The 24,741-nt window shown below is 47.3% G+C and carries 6 protein-coding genes; all 6 read left to right on the top strand.

All coding sequences use genetic code 11. The features are described from left to right. The first annotated feature begins 63 nt into the window (after positions 1-63). The 6 genes from MHI48_RS22110 to MHI48_RS22085 are packed head-to-tail and all read left to right on the top strand — an operon-like array spanning position 64 to position 24,726. Positions 64-16,842: an amino acid adenylation domain-containing protein gene (locus MHI48_RS22110; protein WP_405144701.1), complete on the top strand. Its 16,779-nt coding sequence runs from the start codon at positions 64-66 to the stop codon at positions 16,840-16,842. Continuing rightward, on the top strand, positions 16,832-21,031 hold the full coding sequence (locus MHI48_RS22105) for a beta-ketoacyl synthase N-terminal-like domain-containing protein (protein WP_405141753.1): 4,200 nt from the start codon (positions 16,832-16,834) through the stop codon (positions 21,029-21,031). The genes MHI48_RS22110 and MHI48_RS22105 overlap by 11 nt, the downstream gene beginning before the upstream one ends. Then, on the top strand, positions 21,028-21,285 hold the full coding sequence (locus MHI48_RS22100) for an acyl carrier protein (RefSeq protein ID WP_036668520.1): 258 nt from the start codon (positions 21,028-21,030) through the stop codon (positions 21,283-21,285). The genes MHI48_RS22105 and MHI48_RS22100 overlap by 4 nt, the downstream gene beginning before the upstream one ends. Further along, entirely contained in the window at positions 21,282-22,433 is a 1,152-nt protein-coding gene (locus MHI48_RS22095) for an acyl-CoA dehydrogenase family protein (protein WP_076328140.1), read from the top strand. Before MHI48_RS22100 ends, MHI48_RS22095 begins: the two co-directional genes overlap by 4 nt. After that, a complete protein-coding gene (locus tag MHI48_RS22090; RefSeq protein ID WP_076328139.1) occupies positions 22,430-23,410 on the top strand; it encodes an ACP S-malonyltransferase in 981 nt (326 codons plus the stop codon). Before MHI48_RS22095 ends, MHI48_RS22090 begins: the two co-directional genes overlap by 4 nt. Next, positions 23,407-24,726 (top strand): aspartate aminotransferase family protein, encoded by a 1,320-nt coding sequence (locus MHI48_RS22085; RefSeq protein WP_076328138.1) that lies wholly within the window; start codon positions 23,407-23,409, stop codon positions 24,724-24,726. Before MHI48_RS22090 ends, MHI48_RS22085 begins: the two co-directional genes overlap by 4 nt. Positions 24,727-24,741 lie beyond the last annotated feature (15 nt).

Below are 24,741 nucleotides of genomic sequence, written 5' to 3'. Positions count from 1 at the left end.
GCTGTAACTGATTTTTTGCCTTACACAGCTTGAATCTCAATTAAACGATGAGGTGTGGTCGTGATGGTACAAAAAACCGTTGAACTTTCCGAAACACAAAAGGGAATCTATTTTGATTGTCAGGTGAATGATCCCACTTCGTATAACATCTCAGCTTCAATGCAATTTGATCATCTTCAAATGGAGATATTTCGCCGGGCCATCGAATTGCTTATGTATGAGCAAGTGGTGCTGCGTACTCGGATTGAGATTCAAAATGATGTACCCGTGTTATCCGTTCATGAAGATATGGATTATTCACTTACCTTGTGGGACCTAAGTAGCGAGAATCAGGAGAATCCAAAGGAACAACAGTTAGAAGCATTGGTGGATGAATGCATCGGGACACCTTTTGATCTGGAGAAAGGTCCTCTGTTCCGTATAATGATTGTTCAGATGGATAAAAGCCGATATATTCTGACCTTATGTATTCATCATTTAATATGTGATGGCTTGTCGCTTGAACTGATGAAAAACAAACTTATCCAGTCATATACGTGTCTTCTTGAAGATCAGCCTGTGGATGTCAATTTGGATGAAGGATTCATCTCTTATGTTGAGGCAGAGAACAAGAAACTGCGCGAAAACAAGTACTCCAAAGAGCGGGAATACTGGTTAAACAAAATGAAGGGAGCGGAACCTCTTTCTCTAAAGCACGACTTTCCAGCAGGTTCTGTACAAGAAGGGATTGGTCATGAACTGCGATTTGATATTTCGGAATCGTTAATGGCTGATATTACACAGATGTCCAAAGATAATGAAGTAACCGTTTTTATGTTCTTTATGGGTGCCTTTGGCATTCTTATGAGTAAATATGTCGGTACAGACGATATCACCTTTGCCTCCCCATATTCTCATCGTCCCGGTATGGACTTGGAAGAAACGATTGGATGTTTTGTCCATATGTTGCCTATGCGATTCCATATTGACCTCGAATCAACTCTAAAACCTCTGCTGCAACAAGTAGCCACAACCTGGATGGATACGTACAGGAACATCGGATATCCCAATAACCTCATTGTCAGAGACAGCATGTTACAGGCTCAACCCGGATCACCATCGTTGTTTGATATCTCCTTTGTTTATGATTCCTATGAGGAAGATATGCTCGGAACTCGTATTCTGGATCAGGATAAGGTTACGTTCCCAGGAGATCTGATGGTGGTGTTAAGCCGTTTACCGCAAGGTGCTCAGTTGAAGCTGCAATATAAACCGAGCTTGTTCCGTGAAGATTCAATGGAGCGAATGGGCCAACGATTTCTATATTTGCTGAATCAACTAGTAACCAATTCTGAGCAAAAAATCAGGGAGTTCAGCCTCCTGATGCAGGATGAGAAAGAAAACCTACTGTACCGATTCAATCAAACTTCTTATTTTCCCTACACTCCACAACATATTATGGATATATTTCACGATAAAGTAGCACGTTTCCCGGAGCGGGTAGCTCTAATGGAAGGCAAGCAGCATCAGACCTATGCGCAGGTCAACGCAAAAGCGAATCAATTGGCTAGGCAGATCGTTGCGAGTAAAAAAAGTGATAACGCGGCAGTTGGCGTGCAGATGCCACGTTCCTCGGATATGGTCATTGCCCTATTGGCTGTATTAAAAGCCGGATGTGCTTTTGTACCTGTAGACCCTTCCTATCCTTTGTCCAGAAAGGACTATATTATATCGGATGCAGACATATCCATAGTGCTGGCTATGCAGCCCGAAAAAGATGACGAGACTCTGGATGTCCAGTACATCTACGTTGAGGGCGATCAGGCCTATACGGGGGATGTCTCAAATCTCGAAGAGGCGCTGAATCCGCATAGCCTGGCCTATATCATGTACACGTCCGGATCAACAGGCAAGCCAAAAGGAGTCATGGTTGAAAATCATAGCGTAGTCAATACACTGCTTGATCTGGAGCGTCGTTTTCCAATGCAGGCGCAGGATGTTTACTTGCTGAAAACGGCATATACCTTTGATGTGTCCGCCACGGAACTTTTTGGCTGGTTCATGGGTGAAGGCACACTAAGTATTCTTGAGCCTGGAGCAGAAAAAGACCCTGCTCGTATTGTGTCTACGGTGGCATCACATAAGGTTACACACATCAACTTTGTTCCAACGTTATTCCGTCTTTTTCTGGAAACGATGGAGCTTCGCTCCGATCTGTCAGCATTGGAAACGCTGAAATGGATGTTTGTTGGCGGAGAGGCAGTCACGCCAGACATCATTGAGAAATTTAACAGGTTAGGCATTGGAGCAAGTCTTGAAAATGTATATGGTCCAACCGAATGCACCATATGGGTTTCTCATTATCCATTAAGCCATTACGAAGGCTTGGGCAATGTACCGATTGGCTACCCGCTCAATGAGTCCAGATGGTATGTCGTCGGAAATCATGATGCGCTTCAGCCGTTAGGTATTCCAGGGGAGCTTTGTCTTAGCGGTGTTGGACTTGCACGTGGATATCTGAATCTGGAACAGATGACCCGAGAGAAGTTTGTCCCTAATCCTTTCTTTCAAGAAGGACAGGACGCAGAGCATTTCAGATACATGTACCGCACAGGGGATCTGGTACGTTCACTCCCAAGCGGTACGATCGAATATCTGGGACGCATTGATTTTCAGGTTAAAATTCAGGGAGCCAGACTGGAGACAGGCGAAATTGAGAATACCCTGTCATCCTATCCGGGTGTCATCCAGACCGTGGTAGTCATGAAATCATTTGAAGGTAGGTCCGGCTTGCTGTATGCCTACTATCTGTCAGAGCAGGAGCTGCCTTCTGTCGAATTGAGAGAGCATCTGTCTCGTTTGTTACCGGCATATATGATACCATCCGTTTTTGTACATAAATCCGAATTTCCATTGAATAGCAGTGGGAAGATTGACCGGAAGGCACTTATGGCAGATATCACGCATGCTCACGCTTCCAGTACGTTCTATACCGCTCCGTCTTCTGAGCTTGAGAGGATTATAGCCGAAGTGTGGGCCGAAGTGCTCGGTGTTGAGAGAGTAGGGCGCGATGACCATTTCTTTGAATTGGGCGGAAATTCATTTTCTGTCATTCAGGCTCACAATAAACTAAAGCATTATACCGATGTGGAGTTCCCTGTGCCTCGTTTTTTCGAATGCCCGACATTGCGTCAATTTGCCGCACTGGGTCCGAAAGATGAGGGAGTTCGGATACCGACTGAAAGGGAACAATTGTTTCAACGAAAAGACGGCATTATGCGTGAGGACATTGCAATTGTGGGCATGGCGGTGAATGTGCCGGGTGCTGAGGATATAAGGGAGTTCTGGAGTAACCTTGTTGAACGGCGGGAAAGCATTCACTTTTATAGTGATGATGAATTGAGGGAGCTTGGTGTCGAGGAAGCGTTGCTGCGTTCACCTCGTTATGTCAAGGCAAAAGGACGTGCCAACGGCATCGATGAGTTTGACGCAGGGTTCTTTGACTATACTCCCGGTGAAGCTAAAATGATGTCTCCCCAATTCAGACTTCTGTATCAGGGAATATGGGAAGCGCTGGAGGATGCGGGCTGCAGACCGGATGAAGCGGGTAAGGTGGGTGTGTTCCTTGGCGGGTCCGATGACTTCGAATGGTACCGTCAAGTGCTTTTTAACGATGCTAACTATAGCAGTAAATACGAAGCATTCACCCTCAGCACCAATCATTTTCTCGCTACCCGAATGGCTTATAAGCTGAACTTAAAAGGGCCGGCCTATACCGCTCTGACGGGATGTTCTACTTCATTGGTTACACCTCATCTGGCATGTCAATCTTTGATCGTTGGAGAATGTGATGTGGCCGTGGCTGGTGGAATTACCGTGGAGTTGCCCAATGAAGGGGGTTACATATTTGAGGATGGCATGATGTTCTCCACAGATGGACACTGTCGTCCATTTGATGCGGCAGCCAGTGGAACCGTCTTCTCCAATGGTATGGGAATTGTGGTGCTGAAGCGGGTAACCGATGCTCTGCGGGATGGAGATCATATCTACGGGGTCATCAAAGGCTCAGCAATTAACAATGACGGACAAGAAAAACTCAGTTTTCTTGCTCCTAGCGTAAGCGGACAGGCTGAAGTCATTCAGGATGCTTATAAGGTAGCCGGAGTAGACCCGGAAACGGTGAGTTATATCGAAGCACATGGTACGGGAACGTTGCTTGGTGATCCAATTGAAGTAAACTCGTTAACTCGGGCCTTTGCTTCCGACCAAAAGCAATTTTGCTATCTGGGTTCGGTTAAAGGCAATGTGGGACATATGGATACAGCCGCAGGTGTGGTTGGTTTAATCAAGGTAGCGCTCAGTCTTGGACAAGGTTATATCCCTGGAACAGCGAATTATGAGCAGCCTAATCCCAAAATTGATTTTTTGAATACGCCTTTTAAAGTTAATGCACAAGGGGTGGACTGGAAACAGGGCAATGTTGGAGTCATGCGCGCAGGAATCAATTCATTTGGTGTGGGGGGCACGAATGCTCACATGGTATTGGAGGAGGCTCCCGAGATGGAGAAGTGCAGTCCGGATGATGACGTAAATATATTGCTTTTTTCCGCCAAAACAGAGTACTCGCTGAACCGCACCGCTGAACGGATTATGGAACATCTGACTCAGCAGTCGAATCAATCTGTATCGAACGCAGCGTGGACCTTGCAGTCAGGTAGATCTGTTTTTGCGTATCGTAAGGCACTCATTCTGGATAAGACATGGAAGGATAATCCGGACAAGCTGATACAGCAGCTGGGAAAAGCACGCGTATACCATTCGGCTCAAGGCACTCGTCCCGTATACTTTATGTTCCCCGGACAGGGCAGTCAGTATCAGGGAATGGGTGCAGAACTATACAGATCTACAGAGCAAGCAGGCCTGGCTCCAATCTTCAGAAGTTATATTCAGGAAATATTGGACCTTTTGCCCGCGGAAGAACGAGAAGATATGCTTTCCGTTGTATACGGGGATCAGCAGCCTGAGCGAATAAACCAGACGGAGTACAGCCAATTCGCACTGTTCATGACAAGTTATGCGCTGGCCAAGTCGCTGCTGGATCTGGGCATCAAGCCAGATGGCATGATCGGACACAGCATTGGTGAATTGGCTGCTGCAGCGGTAGCGGGTGTGTTCGAACTCGGAGATGCTGTCAAGTTAGTTCGACTTCGCGGACGTCTGATGCAACAACAACAACCCGGGGTTATGCTTGCCATTATGGCGGATGCACAGCAGGTGAAGTCACAACTGGAGGAAGACATGTGGCTTGCCCTGGTGAATACTACAGGTTCCAGTGTGATTGGTGGGACAGCTGAAGCCATTTCACGGATGGAAGCCAAGGCTGAAGGACTGGGCTGGAAGTGCATTCGTGTGAAGACTTCCCATGCATTCCATACGCCAATGATGAATCAGGCCGCTGAGGAATTTAGACGTTATTTAGCAGAGCATTCACTTCATACGCCACAGATCCCTTTACTGTCCAACACCAGTGGAACATGGGCGCTTGGAGATGAAATCACACAACCTGACTATTGGTCCCGTCATATTTTACAGCCGGTGTTGTTTGAATCAAACCTGGCTGAAGTGTTGAAGGATGAGCGGGCTGTATTAATTGAAGTAGGTGCAGGACGAACGCTAAGCTCCTTTGCTAGACAGCACAGTCTATCAAGAGATTCCCAGACGGTACTGAATATGCTACGTCACGTAAGGGAGACGGAGCAGGACAGTATCTATGTGAACCGCAGACTTGCGGAGTTATGGTGCGAAGGCATTGAACCGGACTGGAAGGTGCTCAAAGGGCAGACGGTACGACGCAAATGCTCTCTGCCTACTTATGTTTTCAACAAACAATCCTATCCTGTCAGTGTTTCTCTTTCTGGCTCATCAGCGGCGGCAGGAATGGATACCGGGGATGATAGGCAGCATGCAGATCAGGGAAAGGGAAGTGGCTCTACTCTAATAAAAGGGACAGTTTATACTGGTGGTTCAGACCAACTGAAACAGATTGTCCTGGACGCATATCGAACGATTTTTGGCATCGATGATCTAGATGAAGAGGTTAATTTCTTTGCGGTTGGAGGAGATTCTCTCAAAGCAGTCAGCTTGTCTGCATGGATCCGATCTCATTTAGGAATTCAGCCTGAGGTAGCAGATGTATTCAATCATTCAACGCCTATTCAACTGGCGGAGCATCTCTATGTCATGGCGAAACCAAAAGTAGACCAACAGACCATTCAATCTGCACCCACTATGGACGCTTATCCAATCTCTTCTGCACAGATGCGTATGTTCACACAGGCGATGCTTGATCCAGGCAATACGGCATACAACCTACCGTCTGCAACCATTATTGAAGGTGAATTGGACCGTATAAGAGTTGAGGCTGCTTTGCAGAAGTTGATGCAGCATCATGAGGCGCTCAGAACATCGTTTGAGATACAGGGTGGTCAGATCGTTCAGATCATCCAACCTTCAGTTCGCTTAAGTATGGGCTATGCAGAGCAGCATGTGGCAGATGAGCAAGAGTTGCCTGCGATGATCGAGACATTGATTCGTCCTTTTGATCTGGGGAGTGCTCCGCTTATGCGGGTTGAACTGATTAAGATAGGCGAGCGCAAGCACCTGTTATTCTTTGATATTCACCATATTATCGCGGATGGTACATCTGTCGAAATCATTACTCGTGACTTCAATGATTTATATTTTGGCAAAGAGCATGCAGCCCGATTGCAGTACAAAGATTACGCGGTATGGCAGCAGCAGCGTCTCGCTTCAAATGAATACAATTTACATCAAACGTACTGGCTGGACCATCTTGGCCCTTCTTTACCTGTGCTGGAGCTTCCACTTGACCATGAGCGTCCATCACAGCGATCCATGCAAGGGGGACGACTTCATTTCACGTTGAATCGTTCGTTAACACAAAACTTGCACGAGCTGGCTTCCTCATCGGAAGCATCCATGTATATGGTAATGCTAAGTGTGTGGAATCTTCTTCTTGCACACCGCTCAGATCAGCAGGACATTGTGGTAGGAACGCCTGTTGCAGGAAGGATGCAAGAGGAGTGGAAAGAGACGGTAGGCATGTTTGTCAATATGATTGCGATGCGGAATTTCCCAACGTTTGATCGTACGTACACTGATTTTTTGCGCGAACTTAAACAACATACACTGGATGCTTTTGCGTATCAGGAGTATCCGTTTAATGAGCTTGTGGCACAACTGGGCGTGACACGTGAGTTGAACCGAAATCCGGTATTTGATGTTTGTTTTGATTATCAGAACATGGATTTGCATGGACTTGAACTTCATGGCTTGCAATTCAGTTCTTTTCCGGTGGAGACGGGTACGTCTACTTATGATCTGTTAATGACCTGTCAAGAAAACAGGGAGAAGCAGGTGATTGAAGGATATATCGAATACTCGCTGGATCTGTTCCGCCAGGACACAGTTGAAGGTATGATGCAGGAGTTTATCGGACTCTGCCAAGAGGTTGTACAACAGCCCAATCTGTCTCTGAGTGAACTGTTTGAGAGAAACGAACGTTCTCATGAGCACCCAGTCCATCGTCTTGCTGGTCCACGTCTGGATTACAATCCTACGGTGGGTCTGCATCGGCTGTTCGAGCTGCAGGCAGAACACACGCCAGACAAGAAAGCTCTCCTTGTATCATCCGGAGCCTCTTTTACCTACAGGGAGCTTAATGAAAAAGCTAATACGCTGGCTTGGAAGCTGATTGATCAAGGTGTGCGCCGGGATGAACCTGTAGGCATATTATCCAGACGAGATGAATCGTTGATCATTATGCTATTGGCAGTGCTGAAAGCTGGGGCGGCTTATGTGCCTCTGGACCCTGCTTTTCCGCCGCAGCGCATCGTGAATATGATCGAAGATAGCCGAATGAACGTATTGCTGTGTACGCCTGATGAAGAAGGCACAGTGACTTTTAGCGGAGAGCGATTTGTGTATGATCCCACTGCCCAGGATGTGCGCTCATCCGTTAACCCGGACGTAAACTTCCTGTCTTCGGACCTGTCCTGTGTGATTTTTACCTCAGGATCAACAGGGCGTCCCAAAGGGGTCATGATTACTCATGAGGCGATGGTCAATTTTGTTGAGGACATTAAGCACCGACATATTTTTGCACATGAGACAGATCGCATCATCAGTGTAACGACCATATCTTTTGATATTTTCGGATTTGAAGTGTGGACACCATTATGCACCGGACATTCGCTGTATCTGGCCAATGAGCAGGAGCAGCTTGACCCGGCTCTTGCTTCACGTCGAATACGTGAACATGGTGTTACACACATTCTTAGCACCGTCTCACGCATTAAGGCATTTGTCGAAAATCCGGAATTCGCTCAAGCGCTGGGCAATCTGCGGTGTGTTCTTACCGGAGGGGAAAATGTCCCTGTGGGACTCCTCACCGATCTGAAACGGCTTACGCCCGCTCGAGTCTTTAACATGTATGGACCAACGGAAACTACAATCTGGTCAACGACCAAAGAATTGAATGACACAGCCGCGATTACCATTGGCAAGCCCATTACCAATACAGAGATTTATATTCTGAATGATGAAGGTGAAATACTGCCACCTGGAAGTTATGGAGAGCTGTGCATTGCAGGAAAAGGGTTATCCCGTGGTTATCTGAACAATGCTGCTGAGACCGATGCCCGATTCATTGCAAACCCCAATGTTTTGGGAGGCCGTTTGTACCGAACTGGCGATCTGGCCCGTATACTGCCGGATGGGGATGTTGAGTTAATGGGACGGTTAGATCAGCAGGTGAAGATTCGGGGCTACCGGATTGAACTGAACGAGATTGAGCAGGCAGCGATGAATTATGAACGTGTAAGGGAGGCTGTCGTTAAGGTAGAAGGGGCCGAGCCACATTCATTGCAATTAATCCTTTTCTACAGTCTGAAGCCTGGGATTGGACCGTCCGTTATGGAAGATGAAGACGTACAGCTTCGAACCTGGTTAAAGCAGCGGCTCCCACAGTACATGATGCCTTCTCGCTTGATTCGTCTGGAGAATCTGCCTGTGCTGCCTAATGGCAAACTGAATCGAAATGCCCTTCGTCTGGCTGATTTTGAAACGGGAGAGAAGGCTAATCCGGCTTTGGTTTATGGCTCATCTATTCAAGGAATGGAGCGGGCAAAAGTTGACCTGGAGCAGATGCTCATTGCAACGTGGAAGGAAATATTGAATCTGGATACGGTTAATATCCATGATCACTTTTTTGACATCGGAGGCAACTCGCTGGGGCTTATTCTGATCAATAATCGCCTGAACGCCTATCTGGATAAAAGCGTTCCGCTGGTGCAATTGTTTGAGCATTCCTCTATTGCATCACTGGTCGATCATCTGGTGGCTGAGCAGATGCTGCCGATAGTTACACAACAGGTGCAAGAGGAAAGCCGGCATATCGCTTTGGCTGGATATCCTGTTACGAACCCGGACCCGACAACGGCTCCAAAAGAGTATGTGATGAGCACAGTTGGACACAGCAAAGTGGAGCAGAGCAGACCGGAACAGAGTATCCCGTTTGCTTCAGAACACAGTAGCAGAATTTCTTCTTCGTCGGATATCGCAGTCATTGGCATGGCAGGGCATTTTCCCGGCTCAAGAAATATTGAGGAGTTCTGGGATAACCTAATGGCAGGTAAGGATGGTATCACTCGTCTGAATGAGGAGGATCTAACCGCTGCGGGTGTACGACCGGAAGACTTCAAACATCCCGATTATGTACGGGCCAAAGGTGTACTGCAAGATACTGAGTATTTTGACTCCGGATTTTTCGAATATCCGCATCAGGAATCCAACATGATGGATCCGCAAATACGGCTGCTGCATCAGTGCTCATGGGAGGCACTTGAACATGCCGGATGTGATCCTTACAGTTATGAGGGATCTATAGGATTGTTTGCCGGAAGTGGACTGAGTTTACCATGGATGGTGCAATTTCTGGGTCGTTCCGGTAATTTGCTACATGCTTTTGAAGCCATGACTTTAAATGAAAAGGACTATATTACTACCCGAGTATCTCACAAATTAAATCTGAGAGGGCCGAGTATGGCCGTACAGACCGCATGTTCGACTTCTTTGGTCGCTATCCACCAAGCTGCTGAATCGCTGATTCGGGGGGAGTGTGATGTGGCACTTGCGGGAGGTGTCTCTATCTCCTATCCGCTCAAAGAAGGTTATCACTGGCATGAAGGCATGATTTATTCAAAGGATGGTCATTGCAGACCGTTTGATGAGCAGGCATCTGGTACGGTGTCTGGTAATGGATGCGGAATGGTTGTGCTCAAGTCACTCCGCGACGCGCAGAGAGATGGAGATCATATCTATGCAGTCATTAAAGGTTCAGCGATTAATAATGACGGCATGGACAAAATTGGATATACGGCACCTAGTGTGGCCGGGCAGGTCAAGGTTATTCAATCAGCCCTGCATCGTTCGGGAGTGTCTCCAAAAGAGATCTCCTATCTGGAGGCGCATGGAACAGGAACCAAACTGGGGGACCCGATTGAAATTGAAGCGCTCAGGCAGTCATGGGGAACAGATCGTAGAAATTATTGTGCTCTAGGTTCTGTGAAAGCCAATATTGGGCATCTTGATGCGGCAGCAGGCGTCGCCGGTTTTATTAAAACCGTACTGACGCTTTACCACCGGGTGGTTCCGCCACAGATTCACATGAATCGTGCGAATCCGATGTTGGAACTGGAGCATAGTCCCTTCTATATCAACAGGGAGCCACAGCCATTAGAAGACGCGAAGCGTATCCTGCGAGCAGGTGTCAGTTCGTTTGGGATCGGGGGGACCAATGCTCACGTCATTCTGGAGCAACCGCCCGTCCAAGAGAGCCAAGCCAATTATGAATCCTTGCTTCTGCTGCCCTTCTCGGCCAAAAGTGAATCTGCGCTGGAACGCACGTACGATTCGGTTCTACAGGCGATCCATACATTGCCAGAGCAGTTGTCCAATGCTGCGTGGACGCTACAGAAGGGAAGAAGCAGATTCGTTCATCGTAAAGCGCTAATCGTTGTAGACGGTTATATTCCGCCAAGCGAGCAGTCTGTAGAGTTTGAGGCACAGGCAAGTGTGATGAATGGGAAGCCTAAGGTCATGTTTTATCTCAGCGGAAATGCAAGTTGGGAAGCGCGCAAGATTCGGGAACTATATGCTTCTGTGTATCGCAGCCAGGTCTCAGAGATATTCAAACAGCACTTTGAAGAGATACTGAACCTCTTTGAGTCCAAGGAACAGTATGCCATCCGCCAAGGCATAGGGCGATCGTTAATCGATTCAAGGCTTGAGCGCATGCAGTGCTTTGTTGTGCAATATGCTCTTTATAAAACCGTGATGCAGCTTGGTGTCAAGCCAGATGCTGTCTGTGGACAAGGCGTTGGCGAACTCGTGGGGTTGGTTATTAGTGATGCACTTGATCCAGTACATGCCGTGGGGCTTCTATACAATCTGGAGCATTGGTCACTAGAAGAAGGAGCATTGTCAGATGCTTTGACAGGAAGGATGACAGATGCAACTGTAACAGACCTTGCGTCGAGTATTGCACCACTGTTATCTCCAAATTTCCTGTTTACGCTGCTAAATCGCAAGACGCTTTCTGAATCTGCTGGGCATACGCTGTGGATCGTTTCGAATCAGCTGCAGGATACAGAACAAATAGCCCCGGATTCATTTTCAGAGCCAAACATCATTGCTCTTACTGGAGATCGTCAGAGCTTGCTTGAGGCAGACGTGTATTTAATGAAAGTACTTGCTTTTTGCTGGTGCTCTGGCATGGAGTTGGATTGGGAACAGTTAAACGGAACGGGCCGTAGGCAAAAAATCTCCCTGCCGACGTATTCCTTTGATCCCATTGTTCATCAACATGATGTTGCGTTGTATCAGCTTGCAGGTATGTCGCAGGTTGCAGCGGGTTCTATCGCAGCATTAGACCAATCTCCATCCGGGAAAGTCAGGGTTCAACGGACTGATGATGAGATAAGGCATGTATTATCGCAATTGTGGCAGGAGTTGCTTGGTAATGGAGCAGTCGGCCTTGAAGATGATTTCTTTGAGCTTGGAGGTCATTCATTAAAAGCGATTTCCTTGGCGTCGAGGATTAAAGAAATGTTTGGATTAAATTTGGGGCTGGAAGAGGTTTTTGATCATTCTGTATTTGAACACATGGTTCAATGGATTGCTGAACATCAGGTTACAAGTGACTCTGATTCAGTGGACCCAATCTTGCCTGTAACTAAGAAAGAGAAATACAAGACCACTTCTGCACAGCGAAGAATGTATGTGGTGCATGAGTGGATGAAAGGTGAGAGTACGGCATACAATCTCGCCAGCTCTTATAGGGTAAGGGGAAAACTTGACCCTACGCAATTCAGATTAATAATGAATGCACTGGTAGAGAGACATGAAGCATTCCGTACCAGATTTGAAATGATTGATGGTGAGCTCTTCCAAATTGTGGAGGATCAGGTTCCAAGCGTGGTGGAGTTGCTGGAATTAGAAACGGCAGGATTAGAACAGGTCATGGAATGGATCAAGCCTTTTGATCTGACCAGCGCACCATTGGTTCGTGTTAAGCTCATTCGCCTTTCTCAAGAGGAACACATCTTATTCATCGACATGCATCATATTATTTCGGATCAGAGTTCCATTGCTATCCTGATGCAGGATTTTGCACGCATGTACAGAGGAGAAACATTGCAATCTCTTGACATTCAGTATAAGGATTATGCGGAATGGCGTGATGAAGCTGCGTCACATGGACAATCTGTTGAAGAAGCCGAGTTTTGGATACGGGAATTCGAGGACATGCCTGCACCGGTTGAATTGCTTACAGACTTCCCAAGACATGGCGCGTCATCCTACAGCGGAGACAGACGTTCCATTGAACTCGGTGAGTCGTTAAGCACACAGGTCAATGACTTCTGTACTCAACAAGGGCTTACACCTTATATGTTGTTTATGGCAACTTTGAATTTATTAATCTGGAAGTATACAGGTCAAGACGACTTGGTCGTTGGTACAGCGGTTGCGGGGCGTGATAAGCCAGAGCTCGATAACGTTATGGGTATGTTCGTGAACATGCTTGCCATTCGCACCAGCATGGACAGAGAATGGTCCACAGAGACGTATTTGAATGAGATGCGAGGCAAGCTGTTATCCTGTTATGAGCATCAGCATTATCCTTATGAAGCACTGGTGGAACAACTTGGTCTATTCGGTGATTTAAGCCGCAACCCCCTATTTGATGTGGTGCTAAATTACATTAATATGGGGACCGATGATCCTGAAGCCGGGGAACTGATACTTGAACCATGGGTCGAAGGTAAGGTGGATGCCAAATTTGATCTGACTTGGACACTGGTCGAGCATAAGCAATGTTACACGGTTGAACTTGACTATCGCTCAGATTTGTTTAAAGCGGAGTCCATGGAACTGATGCTGGATAAATTCCGGTATATCCTGTCTCAGATCACAACAGGGCATAATGAACGAATTGCTCAGATTAAGCTCACTACACCGGAGGAAGAGGAATGGCTGCTGTACGGAGTCAACGATAATGCCGCCCAGTATCCGCGAGATGCGACCATTTCCCAATTATTCGAGGAACAAGTTCATGTGCATGCACAGAAGACAGCATTGGTCTGGGAAGACGGTGAATGGAGCTATGCGGATCTGTATGAACGTGTTCAGTGGCTGGCATTCAGGTTGCTTGGACAAGGGGTAAAATCAGGCTCCAGTATTGCTCTCATTCTGGACCGTGGACCGATCCAGATGGTCAGTATTCTTGCTACACTCCAAGTGGGTTGCAGTTATGTTCCGATCGACCCGGCTTCGCCGCCATCGAGAATTGAATTTATTTTGCAAGATTGCGATTCGGCTGTGTTATTGACTGAAACGGCGTATGCCTCCACATGGCAATCTGTAGTTCCTTGTATCGTGCCGACAGATGAACTGGCAGCATTTGATTCAGGAGACATGCAGGAGCCCGTTGAACATATGAACAAGACTTCTCTTGACCCGGCTTATATCATTTATACATCAGGGTCAACAGGAACTCCAAAAGGGACTGTGATGAGTCATCGCAATGTGACCAAAGTTATGAAAAATAGTAATTTTGTCACCGTCGTGCCAGAGGATCGTATCCTGCAAATTTCTAACTATGCGTTTGACGGTTCCATTTTCGATATTTTTGCTTCATTAATAAATGGCGCTACTCTTGTATTAATCTCAAAAGAGACCATTTTGGATATGGCTCGTTTGGCCGATGTCATCCGACAGCAACGGATTTCAGTATTTTATATTCCGACATCCTTGTTTAATATGCTGGTGGATTGGGATGCTGATTGCTTGAAGAATGTGCGTAGAGTGATGTTTGGTGGTGAAGCTGCATCGGTGAGTCATGCCAACAAAGCGCTTGCATGCGTGGGGCCGGGCAGGCTGTTAAATGGATATGGGCCAACGGAAGCAACCTTTTTTGCCTCCTACCACTTATTACAGCAAACAGAGCCTTATACTGGCTCACTGCCCATAGGTTACCCCCTGTCTAACACAGCTTTGTATGTTCTGGATGATGAGCTGAAGCCTGTGCCATCCAACGTTCCAGGTGAACTGTATATCAGTGGGGATGCGGTGGGTATTGGATATCTTAACCGTGAGGATCTTACCCGAAAACACTTTCTTGATGATCCCTTCCGCAAGGGAGAACGAATGTATCGGACAGGTGACATCGTCAAACGTCTGGCTGACGGCAGTCTGATTTTTATTGAACGTTCGGATTTCCAGGTCAAGATTAGAGGTTTTCGCATTGAGTTGTCGGAGATTGGCAATTGCATGGAGCGTCTTTCGGGAGTACGTGATGCCTTTGTCATGACAGCTACAGAATCATTAGGAAGCCTATACATTGCCGCTTTTTATACAAGCAATACTGGAGCAGATGCTGAGTATATTCGAAGAGAACTTCACCAGCAACTGCCAGAGTACATGGTTCCTGCACGCATTATTCGAATGGATCATCTTCCGATTAATGCCAATGGCAAAGTGGACCGAAGAGCATTGTCCGAGCATTTGGTTGAAGAGCAGCAGAGGTCTCTGGAAGTGAGTTCACCTCGAACAAAAACAGAGCATGTCATTCTTGCCGCCATGCGACAGATCCTGGGTAATCCAGGCATTGGTGTGGAAGATCACTTCTTTCAAAATGGGGGGCATTCGCTCAAAGCGATTGCGTTCACTCAAATTTTGGCAAAAGAAGGAATTGCCATCAATGTGAACGAATTATTCCAATATCCGACAGTTAGAGGACTTGCCAAATTGGTAGATATTAATCCTCCGGCGTCAGTTTGGTCCGAAGATAGCCTGCATATTCAGTCCCCGATAGTCATACCACAGGACATAACACTTCATGAGAAACAACTGGACAGCCTGGTCCTGCATGTCTTAAACAGCTGCAATCAGGTTTCATCTTTTATGGTAGGCATGAACCCTATGGGTCAATTCCCACTATCTCCAATTCAACAAGCACATGCTTCTACGACTTCACGAGCAAGCGGATTTACAACAACGCTGGAAGGCGAATTGAATGAACAAGCTGTAAAACACCTGATTCTTGGGGTTATATCCCGGCATCAGTTGCTGCACAGCATGATATATGAGGAAGAACAATTGTATTGGCATCCATGTGATATGTCGTTAGCGGCGGACATGCTGCAACAGCTTATCCCATATCTTGATATTCGTCATTATGCTTCGGCTACGATTGAGCAGTTGGAGTACAAACTGGTTCAGTCTCTGTTACACAAAACGTATACGTTGAAGGAACTACCTTGGCGTCTGTGTATTTTGCGTACAGGAGCCGCAGAGCATAAGCTGATTTGGAGTTTTGATCACCTTGCGTTTGATGGTATGAGTGCCCAGATCATCAAGCAGCAACTTGAGTCGAAGGCATTATATAGACCGCAAGGTATAGAGATCGAGAGTGATCTTCTGTACCAAGTACGAAATTATGAGGATTATGTAAGTTTTCTGTCTCAAGGCCCCATAGGGGTATCAGAAGATGAAATGGAGAAACAATTTTCGCTTCAGGCATGGAATAGATGTAACACCATCGTCATGAACAAGTTGAAGGAAACAGAAACATTGTCGCCTTCAGCGATGACTGTCGAGTTGTCCCTTGCAGGGAAGGAGCCTGCAGATGTTTGGTGGACATGCTTTGAAACTTTTTCCAACATTATTGCGGCTTATCTGAACATAAGCCAATTGCCAATAGCCCTGGTGCATTACGGAAGGGAGTATGGCGAAGAATCCTACTATGATTATGTGGGAGAATTCCTTGATCTGATTCCAGTGCTGGTAGACAGTGAATTCACACAGGAAGATCTGTTGGAACGTCTGGAATTTACGAAGCGACACAGCATTAACTTTATGGCACTTACACATGATTCTTCCCTCTCGGCACAATATGATGGCATACAGGAACAATTGGGAACTGCCTACAGGCAAGCAGAACAGGAGCTGCGTCAGATGATTCTGTTTAATTATCAAGGCTTCATCTCCAGTAGCGAAGCGATCCCAATGTCGTCTCAGTCGTCGGATGACCAAGATTCGAATTCGGGACTCGCCCAATTCGAATGGGTTATTCGCTACGACGAAGAGTGTCTGTACGTACATCTGGCCTGTCAGACTGGTCTGGACATCAAACGTATGAAACAGCTGATTGATGACAAGCTTGGTAGCGATGTGATAGTGGTAGTTCACAATGAGGCAATGGAGGTGCAACATGTCCAGTAAATCCATACAGCGAGGACCCGAGCTGATTGTGCCAGAACATTATTCAACAGTGGCTGAGATGCTAATCTACATTGCAGATACTCATCCAGAAAAGGGAATGACCTATATCAGCTCTTCAGGTGACGAACAGTTTGAATCATATCCTGAATTACTGATGCAGGCGCGCAAGTACCTGCAGTCTCTTCAGGAGCAAGGCATTCAACAAGGACAGGTTGTTATTTTGGAAATTGACCAGTCACAGGAATTTTACCGTACCTTTTGGGCTTGTATGCTGGGGGGCATTATTGTTGCCCCGGTTAGTCCTCCGGCTGCCTGGGAACCAGGCTCAGCCGGTCTGGAGAAATTCACGAAAGTGTGGGAGGTACTCGGGCGTCCAGTCGTTATCGTCGAGGAAGCCTACATGCCCAAGTATAAGCAGCTTGGGGAAAGTCCGGTATTCAAAGGTCTTATGTTGATTAGCGTGAACCAGCTTCAAGCAGGCCAGCAGATGGCTGATCTATGCCCAACCTCTCCTGATGACATTGTGTTCCTGCAATTCTCATCAGGAAGCACTGGAATTCCCAAAGGTGTGCAGTTAACAAATCACAATATTATCGCCAACAGTATTGCATGCAAGACTTTTCTTGGAGCTGAAGAAGGAGATAATGTGTTTACCTGGTTGCCGCATACGCATGATATGGGGATATTTGGACAGCATCTGACACCCGTCCTGAGTGGAGCCAACATCATGGTGATGTCACCGTATACCTTTGTACGGTCGCCTTATCTGTTCTTGCGCAAGATTACGGAGCATCAGGGAAAATGGTTTTGCTGTACCAATTTCGGTTTCGAATGGATGGTTCAGAAGATCCCGGATTCCAAGCTCTCAACGCTTGATCTGTCTTCACTGCGTATGACCTTGAATGGTGCAGAGCCTATATCAACGTCTGTTATCGAGCGATTTGTCAAAAAATTCAGCTCTTGTGGCTATCGTTCCAATATGATGTTTCCTGCGTATGGCATGGCAGAAGCGACAGTAGGTGTATGTACCTCCAGACTGGGGGAAGAGCCGCGAATTGAACGTATTTCGCGTTCGCGGCTGGTGCAGGAAGGACTGGCTGTGCCAGTACAGCTGCCTAGCAGTGATAGCCATACTTCGGATGTGATCGAATTTGTTCATGAAGGATATCCCATGACAGGGATTCAAATCCGGATTGCGGATGAACAGGGTGAAGTGCTGGATGAGCGGGTTGTTGGCGAAATCCAGATTCGTGGGGAATCGGTAACCTCCGGATACTACAGTCTTCCGGAGATCAATCGTGAAATGTATATGGATGGGTGGCTTCGCACTGGAGACTTGGGTTATATGGCTGACGGCTCCCTGGTTGTAAGCGGACGAATCAAGGACATTGTGTTTATTCGGGGACAGAACCATTATGCGCATGATCTTGAAGAAATTTTGTACCAGAATAGCAGCATTCCGAGAGGGAATCTGACGGTAGTCGGGCACTTTAACAGCCTCAAACAAGTAGAGGAGCTGCTTGTATTTGTTAAATACAAATCGAGCGCTCCACAGTTTCTGGAGGTACGACAGGATCTGATCCAACGTATGAGGGCTGGATTGGGTATTGAGATCACCCATGTTCTCCCAATCAAGGTTATTCCCAAAACGACGAGTGGCAAGGTTCAGCGCTTCATGCTGAGAAACGAATATGAGCGTGGAGTATTTACCAAGGACATCGAGGCCATTGAAGAGCTGATTCGCGAAAACACAAAACAGCAAGGACACGAGACGGTTTCCACATCGTCTTTGGAATATACCGTACGTAAAGCCTGGGCCGAAATTCTTCAATTGCCTGCAGGAAAGATTGAGATGGATACTTCTTTTCTCGCACTTGGAGGCAATTCCATTCTCTCTTATCAATTACTTGACAAGCTGTCTGCACATATGGGACGTGAATTAGGACAAGAACTACTTGTTTTTTGCAGTACAGTACGTGAGATGGTGGAATATCTGCAGGAACTTCCAGCAGACACGAAAGACTTTGAACAAGCTGAAACAACAGATAATCACCTGAATGTACATCGTGCTATTGCTATTACCGGACTGTCTCTGCGTCTGCCTGATGCCGACACCCAAGAGCAGTTCTGGAGCAATCTGGTTAACGGGTTAGATAGTGTTGACCGGGTTAGCTTAGAGCGTGCAACACGTTCCAAGCAACCCGGTTGGGATGACTGGATTGGGGAACTGAAGCAACCGGATACGTTTGATCATGAGTTCTTCGAAATCCCGTCTGAACAAGCTGCATTTATGGATCCGCAGCATCGCAAGCTGCTGGAAGTTGCTCATGAGGCGCTGGAGGATGCGGGTATGCTCGTGGACCATGAGGATAAGCGTGATGTGGGTGTGTATGTAGGGATTAACCCAAGCACATACTTCGATCTGGTTATTGATTATATGAACCGGAGTCTTGGAAAGGCTGTTCATTCTCACGCTATGGTAGGCAATATGTCCAATATAGCAGCGGCCTCCATTTCACACATGTACAATTTTACAGGGCCGGCACTGTCCATAGATACAGCATGTTCTTCTTTTCTGGTAGCACTGACACAAGCTGTGGCGGCCATTCAGGACAAGCGTATCTCTGGGGCAGTTGTAGGTGGAGCGAACATTTTGGCTACACCGCATGTTCATCAACTATCACGCAATGCTGGAATCTGTTCTTCCACTCAACATACGAAGGTATTTGACCGGGAAGCAGATGGTTCAGTCTTGGGAGAAGGTGCTGTTGTTGTATATCTGGAGCCGCTAACAGAGGCAATTCGCAACAATAAACATGTTTATGGTGTGATTCGCGGGACAGCGGTGAATAACGACGGATATTCCCTGGGCATTATGGCACCCAACCCTCAGGGGCAATATGAGGTACTCCGTGCCGCTTATCGCGACGCCAACCTAAACCCCAGCGAGATTTCTTATGTTGAAGCACATGGATCGGGGACAAGGATTGGAGATCCAATTGAGGTGAATGCCTTGCTCCGACTGTTCCGGGAAAAGGGAGATACAAGCGATAATTCGATTGGATTAGGTTCAGTCAAAACCAATATTGGCCATTTATTTGCAGCCTCCAGTGGAGCCAGTCTTGCCAAGGTTCTTCTCAGTATGCAGCATGGGGAACTGGCACCAAGTCTGCATATGGATAATCCGAATCCGGCCCTCCGACTGGAGCAATCGCCGTTCTATATCGTTAGCGAGCATAAAACGTGGGATGTACCTGAAGGAAAAACACGGAAGGCAGGCATCAGTTCATTTGGCCTGGGAGGTACGAATGCCCACATTGTGCTGGAAGAATGGAAAGCCCCTGTCCGTGCAGATGCCCCGGCACGCGGCCAGTTGTTAACGTTCTCTGCGAAATCAGAGCAGGCTTTAAAAAAGCTGATTGATAACACGGAGCAATATGTGAAGAAACATGCGGACCTGGCACTAGAGGATCTTTGTTTTACCCGGAACAGATATAGAAAACATTATCGGTATCGTGCAGCAGTAGCTGTCAGTTCAACCGGAGAGTGGAACATCGAAGAAATGGAATTTGGCTTCAAGCCTAGAAACCGAGCTGCTCGTGTCAATATTGTGGTTGGGGGGCATGAGATTCGCGGAGAAGATGAGGCTCAAGCTCGTAAGGTAATCAGGCCAGACGATTCTAATGAAGATACCGTATCAACCTTGAACTACTGGGTGACTTTGCTTGAGACACTTGTACGTCTGGTCCCTTCCATTCAAGAGATTCGAGGAATAGCTACAGGTGAGGAACTTGTATCCAGTTTACATCTGGATGGCGAGGAACATCACAGCGCTCATGCAAGCCAATCCATTCCAGTGTACAACAGAGTGACGTTAGACAGTCTGCAAGAAACACCTGGCAAGATGGCAAACGCCGACATTGTAATTATAATTGCTGCAGATCAGACAGTGCAGCAGCTCGAATACAGTGGCAAGGAGAGCTTCATCCGCCTGTCTGCCGAGCCGACACTTACCATGGAGGATCAGCTTGCTTTATTGCTGGGACAGCTTTATGTACGTGGTGCTGCGCTGGATTGGGAACAGTTACACCCGAATGGCTCTGGCCAGATTGTACATCTGCCAGCACATCCATTCGAGCCGTATGTACATTGGATAGATGTGAATCAGGGAACGGAGGTCATGATATGACAAAAGAAGAAATTGAGCTTTTTCTCAAAAGCGAGATTGCTGCAGCGTTGAATCAGGAGCCAGAGGACATCGATGAAGAGATGAATTTTTTGAAAATTGGTGTTTCATCTGTGCAGGCGCTCAAGATCATTAATCGTGCACGTAAGCATCTTCAAGTTGACATCAGTCCGGTTGCGTTGTTTGAATACAAAACAATTGCCGAATTCGCCGCTTATCTCAATGAATCTCTTCTTCAAGAGGGGGTTGCCGAATGATTGAAGCGGATATAGAGCAAGAGATCATTCATGAAGCTGAATTGTTTGCTGCCCGTGAAATTCGTCCTTATGCTCAACAGATTCAAGAGCAGCAAGCCATTCCCAGAACATTGATTCGTGCCATGGCTGAAAAAGGTTACTTGGCTGCCTCGATCCCGGCTGAATATGGCGGCATGGGTCTCGGCCCTAAGGCGTACGGGCTGTTGACTGAAGTATTTGGCAAGGCTCTTCCAGCCGTTCGCAGCTTGTTAACGGTACATACTTCACTTGTAAGTGAAACTTTGGTACGTTTCGGAACGCCTGAGCAAAAATCGTCCTGGCTGCCCAAGTTGGTGAAGGGAGAATGGATTGCTGCCTTTGGCCTGACTGAACCGGAAGTTGGTTCAGATGCCAAAAGTGTAAAGACCGAGTGGAGAGAAGAATCGGACTGTTATGTTTTGAATGGAAAAAAGAAGTGGATCACGTTTGGACATCTGGCAGATGTATTTATCATTATTGCCTCGAATCAGGGACGAAGCACTGCTTTTTGGGTCGAACGCCAGTTTGAGGGGGTACAGACCCAACCTATCGAAGGTGTCATGGTTGCGGGAGAGACAGGTATAGCTGAGATTGATCTCCATGAGGTGCGTGTACCAAAGAATCACATTATTGGACGTCTGAATGAAGGTTTTGAGTACATCGTAACCGGGGCGCTGGACCAGGGCAGATATAGCATTGCCTGGGCAGGGCTGGCGATTGCGCAGGAAGCGCTGGATGCCATGGTGACTTACTCAAGGAAGCGGAAGCAATTTGATCAGAAGCTGAGTCATTTTCAGCTGATTCGCGGCATGATTGGAGATGCGGTGACAAAAGTCCATGCAGCACGAGCATTATGTTTACGGGCAGCCGAGCTGAGAGAAGCCAAGGACCCGCAGGCCGCCATGGAGACAACGATCGCCAAATATTTTACGTCCAAAGTTGCTGTTGAAGTTGCAAGTGATGCGCTACAGGTTCATGGTGCGAACGGAATTAGTAACCAATATCCTGTTGCCAGGCTGTATAAGGAAGCCAAAATTCTGGAGATTATTGAAGGTTCCTCTCAGATGCAGCAGGAGATGATCTCGCATTACGGATTAAAAGCCTATTACAAGCGTGGCGGTAGCGTATGACGTTCTGTGCGCTATTTCCCGGGCAGGGAAGCCAGTATATCGGAATGTGCAGCGAGTTGTTGGACAGTGAGCCGGAGGCGAATCAGATCTTTGCGGAAGCGAGCGAGGTGATCGGATTTGATTTGAAGGCACTGGTTATGGAAGGGACCCTGGATCAATTGACGGTCTCTGAATATGCTCAGCCTGCTGTACTGACGGCAAGCTACGTTTTATTTGACTCATTTGTTCGCCGGACTGGAATGACTCCAGATTATACAGTAGGTCACAGTTTAGGGGAGATTTCGGCTTTAGTAGCGGCGGGAGCATTGCGATTTGCTGATGGAATCCGTTTTACAGCTCAGCGTGGTGCGTTGATGCATCGCTCCATTCAGGAGCAAAAAGGAAGAGCGGGTATTGTCGTTGATGTAACCCAAGAAGCGCTTGAAGAATTAGTCGAGAATATTCGTCAGAACGAGTATGTGACGATCTCCGGTTATAATTCACCGGGACAGTTTGTCGTCGCAGGTACTGCGAAGGGCCTTCAACTGCTGGATGATCAGGTGGATGGCTACGGTGGGGAATTCATTCCTTTTCGCATGATGCCAATGAAGGCAGATGCACCTTATCATAGCGAGTTGATGCAGTTCATTCAGCCTGAGCTTGAAGAGATGCTTGCAGGGATTTCCTTCTCTGCACCAGTGTTTCCCATCTGCTCTACAGTACATGGTGAGTTCATTCGCGGAGCCGAGGACATTCCTAAGCTGCTGAGCAGCCAGCTTTTGCAACCCATTCGTTGGAATCAGGCATTGGCACGTGTTCAAAATCTGGGAGCGACGGTATGGATCGATATCGGTCCAGGCCAGAGCGTAAGAAATATGCTGGCTGAGAATAAGACCTTGCCTGCAGCCTATTCGCTGGATGATCCGCAAGATCGGTCCAGGTTACTGGAGCGATATGAAGCAGTAAACCAGACAAATGGGGGAGGAGATAAGGGATGATCACGGAGATGATGCAGTACAATCAGCGGGTGAAACAATGGCTACCTGGAGGTGTGCACTATAATTTTCACCTTCCTTGGGAAGAGACGCCGCTCCATTTCAAGCATGCTTCCCGAAGCAGAGTGACGGACATGAACGGCAACGAGTATTTGGATCTATATGCCCGCTTTGGTGCCCTCATTGTTGGCCACGGCAACGAGGAGTATAACGAGTGTCTGAAGGATACCATTGACCGTGTTCTTTCCGTAAGTCATTGCGATCTGGATGCAGAGGCTCTGGAACTGATCCATCAATATGTACCCTCAGCAGAGATGATTCGTTTTGGGTTATCAGGCACGGAGATTGTCCAGAATGCACTTCGTCTTGCCCGGGCGTGGACAGGTAAAAATCGCTTTGTACGTTTTGAAGGCCATTATCATGGCAATGCGGACAATATTATGGGTGGCAAGACTGCACGTACAGGTCTGCCTGTACCTTCAGACTATCCTGGTGACATGAAAGGAACAAAGGGGAGGGCAAGGGATGCCATGGAATCTCAATCCTACCTCCTGCCATGGAATGACGCACCCCGTCTGGAGGAAGTATTTCGCCAGCATGGAGACGACATTGCAGCAGTAATCATGGAGCCGGTTTGTGTAAATGGAGGCGGAGTCATGCCTGCTCCAAGTTATCTGCAAAAAGTCAGACAGTTATGTGATCAGTACCAGGTCGTGCTCATTTTTGATGAGATTATAACAGGATTCCGTATGGGTCTCGGTGGTGCCCAACAGTTATTCGGTGTAACGCCTGATCTGACTACACTTGGGAAGGCAATCGCGGGTGGCGGAGTTCCAGTGTCAGCCCTGGTTGGCCGAGCGGATATCATGAAGTTGCTTGTAGACAAAAAAGTAATTCATGCGGGTACGTTTAATGGCTATCCATTAGGTACAGCTGCTGTAAAAGCTACGCTGGAAATGTTGGGACGCAATGGAGGACAGGCGATGCACAGCATGAACCGCCACGCTGAGATGATGCATGACATACTCTGCCAGGAAGCAGTGAAGGTAGGTCTGCCTTTAATTGTTCAAGGGCCGTCTGGCTGTGCTTCTTATCACTGCTGCACGGAGCCGCTTACGGATACGGCTGATTATACGTTTGAATTGATGTCTTTTGATATTTTGTTAAATAGCAAGCTTGCTGAGCACGGTGTTCTGGTATCTACGCTCTCGCGGATGTATCCGAATATCCTGCTTGATATGCAAGATGTTGCCTGGTTCCGTGAGCGTGTCCCTGCAGCACTTGCAGAAATGAAAGAGATCTACGACGAGCTGATCTGATGGTAGCTCAATAAG

The organism is Paenibacillus sp. FSL H7-0942 (genome assembly GCF_045040715.1).
Taxonomy (GTDB): Bacteria; Bacillota; Bacilli; order Paenibacillales; family Paenibacillaceae; genus Paenibacillus; species Paenibacillus amylolyticus.
The sequence above is the reverse complement of the archived record's forward strand: the minus strand, read 5'-3'. Positions and strand labels throughout refer to the sequence as shown.

Bases quoted from the DNA above. Each gene is read 5' to 3' on its own strand.
- MHI48_RS22110 (WP_405144701.1), top strand. From the start codon at position 64: ATGGTACAAAAAACCGTTGAACTTTCCGAAACACAAAAGGGAATCTAT.
- MHI48_RS22105 (WP_405141753.1), top strand. From the start codon at position 16,832: ATGTCCAGTAAATCCATACAGCGAGGACCCGAGCTGATTGTGCCAGAA.
- MHI48_RS22100 (WP_036668520.1), top strand. From the start codon at position 21,028: ATGACAAAAGAAGAAATTGAGCTTTTTCTCAAAAGCGAGATTGCTGCA.
- MHI48_RS22095 (WP_076328140.1), top strand. From the start codon at position 21,282: ATGATTGAAGCGGATATAGAGCAAGAGATCATTCATGAAGCTGAATTG.
- MHI48_RS22090 (WP_076328139.1), top strand. From the start codon at position 22,430: ATGACGTTCTGTGCGCTATTTCCCGGGCAGGGAAGCCAGTATATCGGA.
- MHI48_RS22085 (WP_076328138.1), top strand. From the start codon at position 23,407: ATGATCACGGAGATGATGCAGTACAATCAGCGGGTGAAACAATGGCTA.